The organism is Blautia sp. 1001283B150304_161114_C9 (assembly GCF_015668165.1).
Taxonomy (GTDB): Bacteria; Bacillota; Clostridia; order Lachnospirales; family Lachnospiraceae; genus Blautia_A; species Blautia_A wexlerae.
Window position 1 is genome coordinate 1 of record NZ_JADPGO010000051.1, and the last position, 12,203, is coordinate 12,203.

At 44.7% G+C, this 12,203-nt stretch carries 10 protein-coding genes; 1 reads left to right on the plus strand and 9 read right to left on the minus strand.

What is annotated here, in order from left to right:
• Positions 1-164 precede the first annotated feature (164 nt).
• Together I4V44_RS16375 and I4V44_RS16380 are read right to left on the minus strand one after the other, a co-directional pair.
• Positions 165-2,285 carry a glutamine synthetase III family protein gene (locus I4V44_RS16375; RefSeq protein WP_118409007.1) on the minus strand — a complete coding sequence of 707 codons (2,121 nt, stop codon included), beginning with the start codon at positions 2,283-2,285 and terminating at the stop codon, positions 165-167.
• A 1-nt stretch (position 2,286) separates the two neighbouring features.
• Positions 2,287-3,237: a diacylglycerol/lipid kinase family protein gene (locus I4V44_RS16380; protein ID WP_008707346.1), complete on the minus strand. Its 951-nt coding sequence runs from the start codon at positions 3,235-3,237 to the stop codon at positions 2,287-2,289.
• 212 nt (positions 3,238-3,449) lie between these two features.
• Here I4V44_RS16380 and I4V44_RS16385 point away from each other — a divergent pair, with 212 nt between their 5' ends.
• Entirely contained in the window at positions 3,450-4,244 is a 795-nt protein-coding gene (locus I4V44_RS16385; RefSeq protein WP_196002977.1) for a Cof-type HAD-IIB family hydrolase, read from the plus strand.
• A 319-nt stretch (positions 4,245-4,563) separates the two neighbouring features.
• On the opposite strand, the gene trpA is transcribed toward I4V44_RS16385, so the two are convergent.
• The 7 genes from trpA to trpE all read right to left on the minus strand — a co-directional run bounded on the left by trpA (position 4,564) and on the right by trpE (position 11,387).
• Positions 4,564-5,343, minus strand: coding sequence for a tryptophan synthase subunit alpha (gene trpA / locus I4V44_RS16390; protein WP_118633508.1), 780 nt, complete (start codon positions 5,341-5,343; stop codon positions 4,564-4,566).
• Positions 5,336-6,520, minus strand: a complete 1,185-nt coding sequence (gene trpB / locus I4V44_RS16395) for a tryptophan synthase subunit beta (protein WP_022381374.1) — start codon at positions 6,518-6,520, stop codon at positions 5,336-5,338. Before trpB ends, trpA begins: the two co-directional genes overlap by 8 nt.
• A 244-nt stretch (positions 6,521-6,764) precedes the next feature.
• On the minus strand, positions 6,765-7,391 hold the full coding sequence (locus I4V44_RS16400) for a phosphoribosylanthranilate isomerase (RefSeq protein WP_120062363.1): 627 nt from the start codon (positions 7,389-7,391) through the stop codon (positions 6,765-6,767).
• Between the two features lie 30 nt (positions 7,392-7,421).
• Positions 7,422-8,222 (minus strand): indole-3-glycerol phosphate synthase TrpC, encoded by an 801-nt coding sequence (gene trpC, locus I4V44_RS16405; RefSeq protein WP_182448928.1) that lies wholly within the window; start codon positions 8,220-8,222, stop codon positions 7,422-7,424.
• 99 nt (positions 8,223-8,321) lie between these two features.
• Entirely contained in the window at positions 8,322-9,332 is a 1,011-nt protein-coding gene (trpD, locus tag I4V44_RS16410) for an anthranilate phosphoribosyltransferase (RefSeq protein WP_062807918.1), read from the minus strand.
• Complete coding sequence (locus I4V44_RS16415; RefSeq protein ID WP_008707336.1) at positions 9,325-9,903, minus strand: anthranilate synthase component II; 579 nt, start codon at positions 9,901-9,903, stop codon at positions 9,325-9,327. Before I4V44_RS16415 ends, trpD begins: the two co-directional genes overlap by 8 nt.
• Positions 9,900-11,387, minus strand: a complete 1,488-nt coding sequence (gene trpE, locus I4V44_RS16420; RefSeq protein WP_120062368.1) for an anthranilate synthase component I — start codon at positions 11,385-11,387, stop codon at positions 9,900-9,902. Before trpE ends, I4V44_RS16415 begins: the two co-directional genes overlap by 4 nt.
• Positions 11,388-12,203 lie beyond the last annotated feature (816 nt).

Genomic DNA, 12,203 nt, shown 5'->3' on the forward strand with positions numbered 1-12,203 from the left:
ATGTTACTGTTCACTCCGTTCACAGTAACGTAGCCAAAATTCATTCCAGATTGCCTGCGGCAATGGAATTTTGGCTTGTATGTCTCGGGATTTTGGCATATTCATGCCAAAACACCTCGCGGGATAGTGGTGCATGAACAGTATCTTTATTATAACATTCTTCATTATACTTCAAATACAAGATCTCCATAAGATGGCATCGGCCACATTTCCTTATCTACGATCATTTCCAGTTCATCCACCGGCTCACGTAAAGCTTCCATTGCAGGAACCACCTTTTCTCTGCAGAATACGGCTCTGTCCCGTCCCTCTGCATATTCCTGGGTCTTCTCAACCAGTTTGCTCAGCTTACTCATGGCACTGTTCGCAGCCTTTAAGAGTTTTGATGCTTTCTTGAGCAGATCAAGCTGTACACTTACATCGATCAGTCCTTCGCCCGCTGTCTTCACTGTATTGATAGATTCGCCAAGAACAGTGGTATATCTGATAACTGCCGGGATGATCTGTTTGGTTGCCATGTCGATCATTGTCTTTGCTTCAATATTGATTGCTTTAGAGTAAATCTCATATTTAATCTCTGCACGTGATTCAAGCTCGGCTCTTGAGAATACATCAAAAGATTCAAAGAGTTTCACTGCCTTCTCTGTAGTAAGTGCAGGGATTGCATCCACCATGCTCGGAAGGATCGGAAGTCCGCGGCGTTTAGCTTCTTTCTCCCATTCCGGCGCATAGCCGTTTCCATTAAATACAATCTTCTGATGATCTGTGGCATATTCTTTGATCAGGTCATGTACCGCCAGCTCGAAATCAGGAGCTTTTTCCAGGCGGTCACATACTTCCTTAAATACTTCTGCCGTGATCGTATTCAGGACTACGTTACATGCGGAAATAGAATCTCTTGAGCCCACCATACGGAATTCAAATTTATTTCCTGTGAAAGCAAAAGGTGAAGTACGGTTACGATCTGTGGCATCCTTCATGAAATCAGGCAGAGTCTTAACACCTGTTTCCAGCTTACTTCCCTTTTTACTGTGAGTTGCTGTTCCTGTGCTGACCAGCTGTTCCAGAACATCCTCCAGCTGCTCTCCAAGAAATACGGAAATCACTGCCGGCGGTGCCTCATGGCCGCCAAGTCTCTGGTCATTTCCCACATCTGCCGCAGATTCACGCAGAAGATCTGCATGTTCATCTACTGCTTTCAGGATACAGGTGAGGACCAGAAGGAACTGAATATTTTCATGAGGTGTTTTGCCCGGATCCAGAAGATTGATTCCGTCATCTGTGGTAAGAGACCAGTTGTTATGCTTACCGGAGCCATTCACACCTGCAAATGGTTTCTCATGAAGGACACAGCGCATTCCATGGCGGCTGGCAACCTTTTTAAGAATACGCATCATCATCTGGTTCTGGTCTGCTGCGATATTGACCGGTGCATAAATCGGTGCAAGCTCATGCTGTGCAGGGGCAACCTCATTATGCTGTGTCTTTGCAGGAATTCCAAGCTTCCAACATTCTTCATTTACCTCTTTCATGTATGCGGAAATTCTCTGACGGATACTTCCAAAGTAATGGTCATCCATTTCCTGTCCCTTCGGAGGCATAGCTCCAAAAAGAGTTCTGCCTGTATAGATCAGGTCTTTTCTCTGAAGCCATTTCTCTTTATCGATCAGGAAATATTCCTGCTCTGCTCCTACTGACGGAGTTACTTTCTTAGAAGTTGTATTTCCGAAAAGTCTCAACAGACGGAGTGCCTGGGTGTTGATTGCTTCCATAGAACGAAGAAGTGGTGTCTTCTGGTCAAGTGCTTCTCCCGTATAGGAACAGAATGCAGTAGGAATACAGAGTGTTCCACCTGCTGCATCATGACGGACAAAAGCCGGTGATGTACAGTCCCATGCTGTATATCCTCTCGCCTCAAAAGTTGCTCTTAATCCACCGGACGGGAAAGAAGATGCATCCGGTTCACCTTTGATCAGTTCTTTTCCGGAGAAAGACATCAGGACCTTGCCGTTATCCATCGGAGCTGTGATAAAAGCATCATGTTTCTCTGCTGTCACACCTGTAAGGGGCTGGAACCAGTGGCTGTAATGTGTGGCACCTTTCTCGATGGCCCATTCTTTCATCTCGTGTGCTACTACATCCGCAATTTCCATAGACAGTTCTTTGCCCTCTTCTATGGTTTTTTTCAATTCTTTGTAGATTTTCTTCGGAAGTCGTGCCTGCATGACGGAATCATTAAACACGTCACATCCAAAAGTCTCTACTACATTGATATACTCACCCATTTTATTTCTCCTTTTTATTTATTAACGGGGAAATTCCAATTGATCTGGTTTCCTCATTTTTTGTACTTTTCAGATACAGATTCAGTGCTTCGTGGCAGTTTTCAATCTCTATCTGTGTATGACTGCCGCCGTATTCACCATCCAGAGTCCATGGTACCGGTTCTTCTGAGGTAATGGTCACCCTGGCTGATTTAAAAGAATGGATCAGATCTGTATTGTCCTCTGCTGTCAGCATTGCAGTCATGATCTCCTGCAATTCCAGCGGATTCTTCGGTCTTGTGATCATGGTGACTTCAAAAAGTCCGTCATTCATATCCACGTTCTTGCCTGTAAGGTTCTTAAACCCTCCCACTGAACGGGAATTGGTGATCATTCCAAAGATGAAGTCATCCTCCACAGTTAATTCTTCGGATTCAATTCTCATATGGTATGATTTGATATCAAAAAGGCGTTTCACTCCCTCAAGAAGATAGGCTACATGGCCAAGGATATTCTTGAGATCCTGATCTGTCTGATAGGCTACATCTGTGAAAAGACCGAAAGCTGCTATATATGTAAAGCTCTGGTTATTGAATCTGCCGATGTCACAGTGATAAAGTTTCTCTTCCATGATCATGGAAGCGGCATCTGTCATGCTTTTCGGCATAAAGAGACTGTTTGCAAAGTCGTTGGTGCTTCCTGCCGGAATGTATCCGATGGGAATGGAACTCTTCTTTTCCATTACTCCGGTAACCACCTCATCAAGAGTCCCGTCTCCGCCGCTGCATACGATAAGGTCCACTTTGGATTCGTATTCTTTGGCTTTCTCGTAGGCATCTTTTGGTTTCTGTGTGGAATAGATAATGACTTCATAACCGCCTTTGTTGAAAATATCTACTATATCAAGCAGGTTTGTTTTGATCTTGCCTTTACCTGCCTTGGGATTGAAAACAAAGAGCATTTTTTTGTTCATTTCGAGCAACTCTCCTTTTTTCAGGGTTTAAATGCGTAGTTTTCAGAGTACGCAGATTTCTATTTATATAATATAAGAAAAAAGGGTGGAAAAGTCAATGGGGTTTGGCGGGCAAAAAGTTTAAGGATATCAGCAAATATTTTTGTATGGCAAGTTATATTTAAGCGTGATAGAATGAGAGGGTATTTTATTATAGAAAGGATTTGATTTTTATGATTAAGCTGATTGCTTCAGATATAGATGGAACTTTGGTAAAAGATGGGACTCTGGCTATTGACAGGGAGTATATGGAGGTTATCGGAAGGCTGATTGATAAGGGGATTATGTTTGTGGCATGCTCCGGACGGCAGTACAGAAGTGAGAGGAAGCTGTTTGCCCCTGTCGCAGACAGACTGCTTTATATCTCTGACGGAGGAACTGTTGTACGGACTCCGAAGGAGATTCTGAAAGTGGATACTCTGCCGGACGAAATCTGGAAAGGAATGTGTTCTATGGTAAGAGAGAATATGCCTTCCTGTGATTATTTTATTTCCACACCTGAACGCTGTTTCGCAGAAGACGGAGGCAGCCAGATGTTTCACTGGCTGAGAGATTCTTACGGATATGATATCCATGAAGTTCCGGAAATGTTAAAACTCGAGGGGCAGCAGGTAAACAAATTTGCTGTCTACCACCCCAACGCCTGTGAGGAAATGTGCGCCCCTTTATTCACTCCCACCTGGAAAGACAAAACAGTTATGGCTGCCGCCGGCAAGGAATGGATGGACTGTACTGCCCCAGGTTCCGGCAAAGGTCCTTCCGTTGCTTTCCTGCAGGAATATCTGGGAATTTCACCTGACGAAACCTGCACTTTCGGAGATAACCTCAACGATATTGAAATGCTTCAGAATGCCGGTCTCAGCTACGCAGTCTCCAACTCCCGCCCCGAAGTCCGGGCTGCCGCCAAAAATACCTGCCCGCCCTACTGGGAAAACGGAGTTCTGCAGATTCTGAGGTCTTTCTTATAAAGGATACGGATTGCTTGCAGTATTATATGGAACTGCTATAATAACTTCTCCGCAATTTATTCAGGAGGATTTTCAATTCATACCAATACACAGCGCAGAAACATATTTCATTTCGTGTGCATTTGCAGGAGTCTTAGAACTTCTTAGCTGATAAAAATATGCGTTATAAGAAAAATGACCCACTGTCTGAGCCGCAGCATGCGGCGAGTTTGGGTCATTTTTCTTATGTTTTTAGCATATTTTTAGCAGCTTAGAAGTTCTTAGGCTCCGAAACCGCACACGAAATGAAATATGTTTCTGCGCGTCCCTTTTTTTATTCCTAAGCTTCCATTACAGCATCTTTCATAGATTTCACATACTCTTTCACATAGGGCACACAATCCCTGCCATACTGTGCACACAACTTCACAATTGCAGATCCTACAATCGCTCCATCAGACTGTGCTGCCATCTTCTTTGCCTGCTCAGGTGTGGAGATTCCAAAACCTACTGCACAAGGAATATCTTTCGCAACTTTTACCAATTTCACCATTGCACCGATATCTGTAGTAATATTAGTTCTTGTTCCTGTAACACCAAGAGAAGAAACACAATACACAAACCCTTCCGCATCCTTCGCAATCTGTGCGACCCTCTCATGAGAAGTCGGCGCGATCAGAGAGATCAGATCAATACCGTATTTCTTACATACACTGTCAAACTCTTCTTTTTCCTCAAATGGCACATCCGGCAGAATCAAACCATCCATTCCGATTTCTGCAGCTGTTTTAATAAACCGCTCCGTTCCGTAAGAAAATACCACGTTTGCATAAGTCATAAACACCATAGGAACAGAACTGTTCTTTCTGATCTTTACCACCATGTCAAATACCTTGTCTGTAGTCACACCACCGGAAAGTGCTCTCACATTTGCTCTCTGGATCACCGGTCCCTCTGCTGTAGGATCAGAAAACGGAATCCCAAGCTCGATCAGGTCTGCACCAGCTTCCTCCATTGCATAGACAAGCTGCTCTGTCACTTCCAGAGACGGATCTCCACAGGTAATAAACGGGATAAATGCCTTTCCTTTTTCAAATGCTTCTGTAATTCTCTTATTCATGGATATCCTCCCCTCTGTAACGCGCGATTGCTGCGCAGTCCTTATCTCCACGTCCGGAAATTGTAATGACCACGATCTGGTCTTTTCTCATCTGTGGAACAATTTTCCTTGCGTAAGCGACTGCATGAGCACTTTCGATGGCAGGAATGATTCCCTCTGTTCTGGAAAGATACTCAAATGCTTCTACTGCTTCTTCATCTGTGACAGGTACATATTCTGCACGTCCTGTATCATAGAGATGTGCGTGCTCCGGTCCGATTCCCGGATAGTCCAGACCTGCGGAAATGGAATATACAGGTGCGATCTGACCATATTCATCCTGGCAGAAATAAGATTTCATTCCATGGAAGATTCCCAGTTTGCCGGTTGCAATGGTAGCTGCTGTCTCTGCCGTATTTACGCCACGTCCTGCTGCCTCACATCCGATCAGACGGACATCTTTGTCATTGATAAAATTGTAGAATGTTCCGATCGCATTGGATCCGCCACCTACACATGCAAGAACTGCATCCGGAAGTCTGCCCTCTTTTTCAAGGATCTGCTCTTTGATTTCTTTGGAGATCACTGCCTGAAAATCGCGAACAATTGTAGGAAACGGATGAGGTCCCATTACAGAACCAAGTACATAATGTGTATCGGAAATACGGTTTGTCCACTCTCTCATTGTCTCGGAAACAGCATCCTTCAGTGTTGCAGTACCGGAAGTAACTGCATTGACCTTTGCACCCAGAAGACGCATTCTGTATACATTTAATGCCTGACGTTCTGTGTCTTCTTTTCCCATGAAGATTTCACATTCCATACCCATAAGAGCTGCTGCTGTTGCTGTTGCCACACCATGCTGACCTGCGCCTGTTTCTGCAATGACACGGGTCTTGCCCATTTTTTTTGCAAGAAGTACCTGACCAAGTACATTGTTGATTTTGTGAGCACCTGTATGGTTTAAGTCTTCTCTCTTTAAGTATACTTTTGCTCCACCCAGATCTTCTGTCATGTGGGATGCAAAGTAGAGACGGGATGGTCTTCCTGCATATTCATTCAGAAGCTCTGTAAGCTCTGCGTTAAACTCCGGGTCATCTTTATAATGGTTGTAGGCTTCCTCCAATTCGATGACAGCATTCATCAGTGTTTCCGGAATGTACTGTCCTCCATGGATGCCGAATCTTCCTTTTGACATCTGTATATGTCCTCCTTTTATGTATGTAATCCCTGGCCTGTTAGATGGTCGGTCAGAGTATTCTATGTTCTTTCTGAATTAGTCAAGCGGATATTCGCAATCCGCTTCGCTACTTGCTCATAACCGAATAACTGCTCCGCAGTTTATCAGAAGGAGCTTGCACTCCTCCTGATACAAGCAAGTCCCCACCCACTGCTTATTGCTTTTCGCAATTGAAGCAGGTGACTTACTTGATTCGGTTATCTTATTTCATATGCACCAGTTGAACTGCCTTCAAAATCTTATCTCTGTCTTTCATTCCATCCGTCTCCACACTGCTGCTCAGATCTACTGCATAGGGATGAATAGTCCGGACGGCTGTTTCCAGATTATCTGCACCCAGTCCTCCTGCCAGGAAAAACGGTCTGTCTATCTCCGGGATCAGTGACCAGTCAAAGGTCTGTCCGGTTCCACCGCCACCCTGATCAAGCAGTATATAATCTGCCGGACTTTTCAGGGCATTTTCAATATCCTGAGCCGTTTTTACGGAAAAGGCCTTTATAACCTGATGACCTGTATTCTTTTGGATTCTCCGTATATATGCCTCATCTTCCTGTCCATGAAGCTGTGCAATATGGATAGTTCCGTCAAGAAGCAGTTCCTCCACACGCTCAGGTGCTGCATTTACAAAAACACCTACAGGGATAATGTCCGGATTAAGTTTTGCAGTAAGTTCTCTCACCAATGCACCTGTAACATTTCTGCTGCTCTTCGGAAATTCTATGATAAATCCGCAGTAATCAGGTTTTGCTTCATTTACATAGGTAATGTCTTCCGGGCCTTTCAGACCACAGATTTTGATTTTGATTCTTTGCTGTTGTTCTCTGGTCATGTTCTATCCTCCCAGATGATATCTGATCTCTCAGCGTAACGGGTTGCCATTCAGTCTTTCCAGTGCTGCTTTCTTGTCCGGGCTTCTCATCAGTGTTTCCCCGATCAGTACCGCATCCACTTTATTCTCATAAAGAAGCCGGATATCCTCCGGGGTGCGGATTCCGCTCTCGGAAACAAAAACCACATTGTCCGGTGCCATTTTTCTCAGGCGGATGCTGTTGTTCATATCTACCTGAAAGGTTCTCAGATCCCGGTTATTGACTCCCACGATCTCTGCCCCGAGATTTAAGGCCCTGTCCACTTCGTACTCATCGTGTGCTTCTACCAGCGCATCCAGTCCCAGCTCTTTTGCAAGCTGTCTGTATGCTCTTAATTCTCCGTCATCCAGGATGGCGCAGATAAGCAATACCGCGGAAGCACCAAGGGATTTCGCCTGATAGATCATATATTCATCTACTGTAAAATCCTTGCGGAGTACAGGTATCTGTACAGCGGCTGCGATTTCTCTCAGATACCGGTCTGCTCCCTGGAAATAAAAAGGTTCTGTGAGACAGGAGATTGCACTTGCATCTGCCTGTTCATATTCCTTTGCAATTGCCAGATATGGAAAATCCGGTGCGATCAGTCCCTTTGAGGGGGAGGCTTTCTTTACCTCGCAGATATAGGACATACCGTCTTTTTGTAATGCCTGGAGAAATGTAATTCTCTTCCCTGCATTTTTATTTACTTCCTGAATCCGGTTCTCCAGCTCTGAAACAGAAATACAGGTCTTTTCTTTTGCAATTCTTTCTCTTGTTCTGGCTGCTATTTCTTCTAATATATTCTTCATAATCTCTATGATTTTTCTGTAACTGTTCTGTATATCCACAGTCAGCAGATTACCGGACAGTTACAGATTTCCTTTACATTAGTAATTTGGGGTTGCTTTTTATTTATTTGTCTCTTCTACAAATTCTTCCAGTTTTTTCAGTGCTGCACCGCTGTCGATGAGGGATTCTGCCAGCTTCACTCCTTCTTCTATAGAAGCGGCTTTTCCTGCAATATAGAGTGCTGCACCTGCATTTAAACATACTGCCTGACGCTTCGGACCTTTTTCCTCACCTTTCAGGATTGCTTTTGTGATCTCTGCATTTTCTGCAGGTGTACCACCTGTCAGGGCACCCTTCTCACATCTCTCATATCCAAACTGTTCCGGTGTGATCTCATAGGAAGTAAATTTGCCATCCCTGATCTCACATACAGAAGTAGGTGCGCACATGGAAATCTCATCCAGACTGTCCTGTCCGTAGACAACCATTCCTCTGTTAACGCCCAGATTTGCCATAACCTGTGCCAGTGGCTCCACCAGTGACTGATCGTAAACTCCCATCAGTTCCATGTTTGCACCTGCCGGATTACTTAACGGTCCAAGAATGTTAAATACAGTACGGATTCCTAGCTCTTTACGGATCGGTGCCACATATTTCATTGCAATGTGATAATTCTGCGCAAACAGGAAGCAGATGTTGATCTTTTTCAGGATCTCTGCACTGCGTTCCGGCGTCAGTGTAATCTTCACTCCCAGTGCTTCCAGAACATCTGCTGCACCGGATTTGGAGGATGCTGCCCTGTTTCCATGTTTTGCAACCGGAACACCGCCTGCTGCGATCACCAGAGAAGAAGTAGTGGAAATATTGAAGGAATTGGAACCGTCTCCGCCGGTACCCACGATTTCAAGCACATCCAGGTTGTGGAGAAGTTTGATACAGTGAGCTCTCATACCTGCTGCGGAAGCTGTGATCTCATCAATTGTCTCTCCTTTTAAAGCTAATGCAGTAAGATAAGCAGACATCTGTACAGGTGTTGCCTGACCGCTCATAATCTCGTCCATTACAGCTTCTGCTTCCGCATAAGCTAAATCCTGTTTCTTTGATAATTTAATAATGGCTTCCTTAATCATTTCTCACTACCTCCATAAAGTTCTCTATCATCACTCTACCGTCCGGTGTCATTACCGATTCAGGATGAAACTGTACTCCGAACACAGGATATTTTGTATGTTCCACTGCCATGACCTCTCCGTCCTCTGACTCTGCTGTCACCTTAAGTTCTGCAGGCAGGGTATCCTTTAACGCTGCCAGAGAATGATATCTGGCTGCTGCAAAGGTATCCGGCAGGCCCTTGAAAAGCTGACTTTCTCCTGTTTTATACATCAATTTTTTCTTTCCATGCATCAGCTCTTTTGCATAGGAAACTGTTCCTCCAAAGGCTTCGCAGATGGACTGATGTCCCAGGCACACACCCAGGATGGGGATTTTTCCTGCAAATTCTTTAATCACCGGAATACAGATACCTGCATCCTCCGGCCTTCCCGGACCAGGGGATAAAATGATGGCTTCCGGTTTCATCTCTGCGATTTCTTCCAGTGTACACTCATCGTTTCTCACTACTTTAATGTCCGGTTCCACTGCACCGATGAGCTGATATAAGTTATAGGAAAAGCTGTCATAATTATCGATCAGTAATATCATTCTAATCCCTCCTGTGCCTGTTCAATTGCCTGTACCACTGCTCTTGCCTTGTTGCAGCATTCCTGAAATTCCTTTTCCGGTACACTGTCTGCCACGATTCCGGCACCTGAACGGATACAGATTTCTCCGTTTTTCTTGTAAACCAGGCGGATGGCAATACAGGTATCCAGATTTCCTGCAAAATCCAGATATCCGATGGCGCCTCCGTAAATGCCTCGTTTGCTCTGTTCCAGTTCCTCGATGATCTGGCAGGCTCTGAATTTGGGTGCTCCGGAAAGGGTTCCTGCCGGAAGGATTGCGTCTACTGCATCCACAGCGTCTTTATCATCCCGGATAATTCCTGTTACTGTGGAGCCCAGATGCATTACATGGGAAAAACGTTCTACGCAGAGATACTTTTCTACTTTTACAGTTCCGATCTTGCTGATCTTTCCGATATCGTTTCTTCCCAGGTCTACCAGCATATTGTGTTCTGCCAGCTCTTTCTCATCTTTCAGAAGTCCCTCTTCAAGTTCTTTATCCTCTTCTCTTGTCTTTCCTCTTGGTCTGGTTCCTGCCAGAGGGAAGGTACTTAAGGTGCCATTTTCCAGCTTCGCAAGGGTTTCCGGGGAAGCACCTGCCAGTTCAATGTCATCACTGGAGAAATAAAACATATACGGAGAAGGATTAGATGCCCGAAGAACCCGGTAAGTATCAAACAGACTTCCTGTTGCTTTCGCACGCATGGGATTGGAAAGTACCACCTGGAAAATATCACCTTCTCTGATGTAATGTTTGGCTTTCTCCACCATCTCTGCATATTTTTCTTTCGGAAATTTCGGCTGTATTTCTGACTGAAGTCTCAGCGGTTCAAATTCCATATGCTCCCCGTTTCGGATCAGCTGCGCCATTTCCTCCAATTTCTTTACTGCTTCCTCGTAGGAGGCTTCCAGATCATCTGCCATCACACCTGTGATCAGAAGTACTTTCTGTCTGAAATGGTCAAATACGATCACCTGATCAAAAAGCATTAAATCCATGTCCCTGAAATCCTGCTGTTCCCTGTCCTCCAGTTTCAGCTTTGGTTCACTGTATTTGATATAATCGTAGGAGAAATATCCTACCAGACCGCCTGTAAAAGGAGGCATCTTTTCCATTACCGGAGTTTTATATTTCCGGATGATTTCTCTGAGAGTATCACCGGGATGTGTGACCTGCCTTACGGTTTCCTCTGTTTTTCCCTCAGCATCGGTTGTCCGGATCTTCAATGTTCTGTCTGTACAGGTAATCTCCATGGATGGTTCATACCCCAGGAAAGAATACCTTCCCCACACTTCTGTCTGGCTAGCACTTTCCAGCAGGTAACAATGGCGGCTGGCTTTTCGCAAAATGCGCATTACCTCTACCGGTGTATATCTGTCTGCATAAAGTTCTCTGCACAGAGGAATACGACGATATTCTTTTGTCTGTGCAAGCTGCCTGATGGTTTCTAATGTTGGATACATGGAAACACCTCCTGTGATTAATTCAGTTTCTGCCAGGAACATAAAAAAGCCCGCCCTTGACAGAATTATCGTTTCTGTCAAGGACGAGCGTATATACTTCACCCGCGGTGCCACCTTGATTTACGGTTTGAACCGTACTCTTTGCGAAATACCTTCATATTCCCGGCAACTGACGTATGCCTCACGTCACAGGATACTTAGTCTGCTCTGTAACCTTCAACCTTTCACTGTGCCCTCAGCGGCCCATTTGGCAGACTGCATTTCCACCCGGCTCTCACCTGCCCGGATTCTCTGTGCGCGCATGACTGCTTTGATTTCCGCTTCATCGGTTTAATCTGTTAAATTTACACTTAATTTACCACCGGAAGCTATATTTGTCAACCCTGAATTTCATTCAATAACATATTTTTATCATTATCAGTTACTGTTCACACGCCACTATCCCGAGACATACCGTGCGAATTTATGCGAATAGCATAAATTAAGTTTGCAAAGCAAACGATACTCCTTGGGCTTTGCACAAGGAGGTTCATATTTCCTGCATCGCGAAGCGTGTTACTGGGCACGGAATGAACAGTAACTATTACCAGGAAATTCATTACAGATATCTGCAGTCTGTTTTCGCCACATACATCTGCACCAGATAATCATTCACTATAATCTGAATAAAAGCGCAAAACCAGATATTCCCAGTTTCGCGCTTTTTATTGTTTTACTGTTACTGTTCACACGCCACTATCCCGCGAGGTGTTTTGGCATGAATATGCCAAAATCCCGAGACATACAAGCCAAAATTCCATTGCCGCAGGCAATCTG

What these genes read in the sequence shown, in the direction of transcription:
- trpB (WP_022381374.1), bottom strand. Translation starts at nt 6,520, where the DNA reads ATGTCAAAAGGAAGATTCGGCATCCATGGAGGACAGTACATTCCGGAA.
- I4V44_RS16385 (WP_196002977.1), top strand. Translation starts at nt 3,450, where the DNA reads ATGATTAAGCTGATTGCTTCAGATATAGATGGAACTTTGGTAAAAGAT.
- trpC (WP_182448928.1), bottom strand. Translation starts at nt 8,222, where the DNA reads ATGAAGAATATATTAGAAGAAATAGCAGCCAGAACAAGAGAAAGAATT.
- trpA (WP_118633508.1), bottom strand. Translation starts at nt 5,343, where the DNA reads ATGAATAAGAGAATTACAGAAGCATTTGAAAAAGGAAAGGCATTTATC.
- trpE (WP_120062368.1), bottom strand. Translation starts at nt 11,387, where the DNA reads ATGTATCCAACATTAGAAACCATCAGGCAGCTTGCACAGACAAAAGAA.
- I4V44_RS16400 (WP_120062363.1), bottom strand. Translation starts at nt 7,391, where the DNA reads ATGACCAGAGAACAACAGCAAAGAATCAAAATCAAAATCTGTGGTCTG.
- I4V44_RS16375 (WP_118409007.1), bottom strand. Translation starts at nt 2,285, where the DNA reads ATGGGTGAGTATATCAATGTAGTAGAGACTTTTGGATGTGACGTGTTT.
- trpD (WP_062807918.1), bottom strand. Translation starts at nt 9,332, where the DNA reads ATGATTAAGGAAGCCATTATTAAATTATCAAAGAAACAGGATTTAGCT.
- I4V44_RS16415 (WP_008707336.1), bottom strand. Translation starts at nt 9,903, where the DNA reads ATGATATTACTGATCGATAATTATGACAGCTTTTCCTATAACTTATAT.
- I4V44_RS16380 (WP_008707346.1), bottom strand. Translation starts at nt 3,237, where the DNA reads ATGAACAAAAAAATGCTCTTTGTTTTCAATCCCAAGGCAGGTAAAGGC.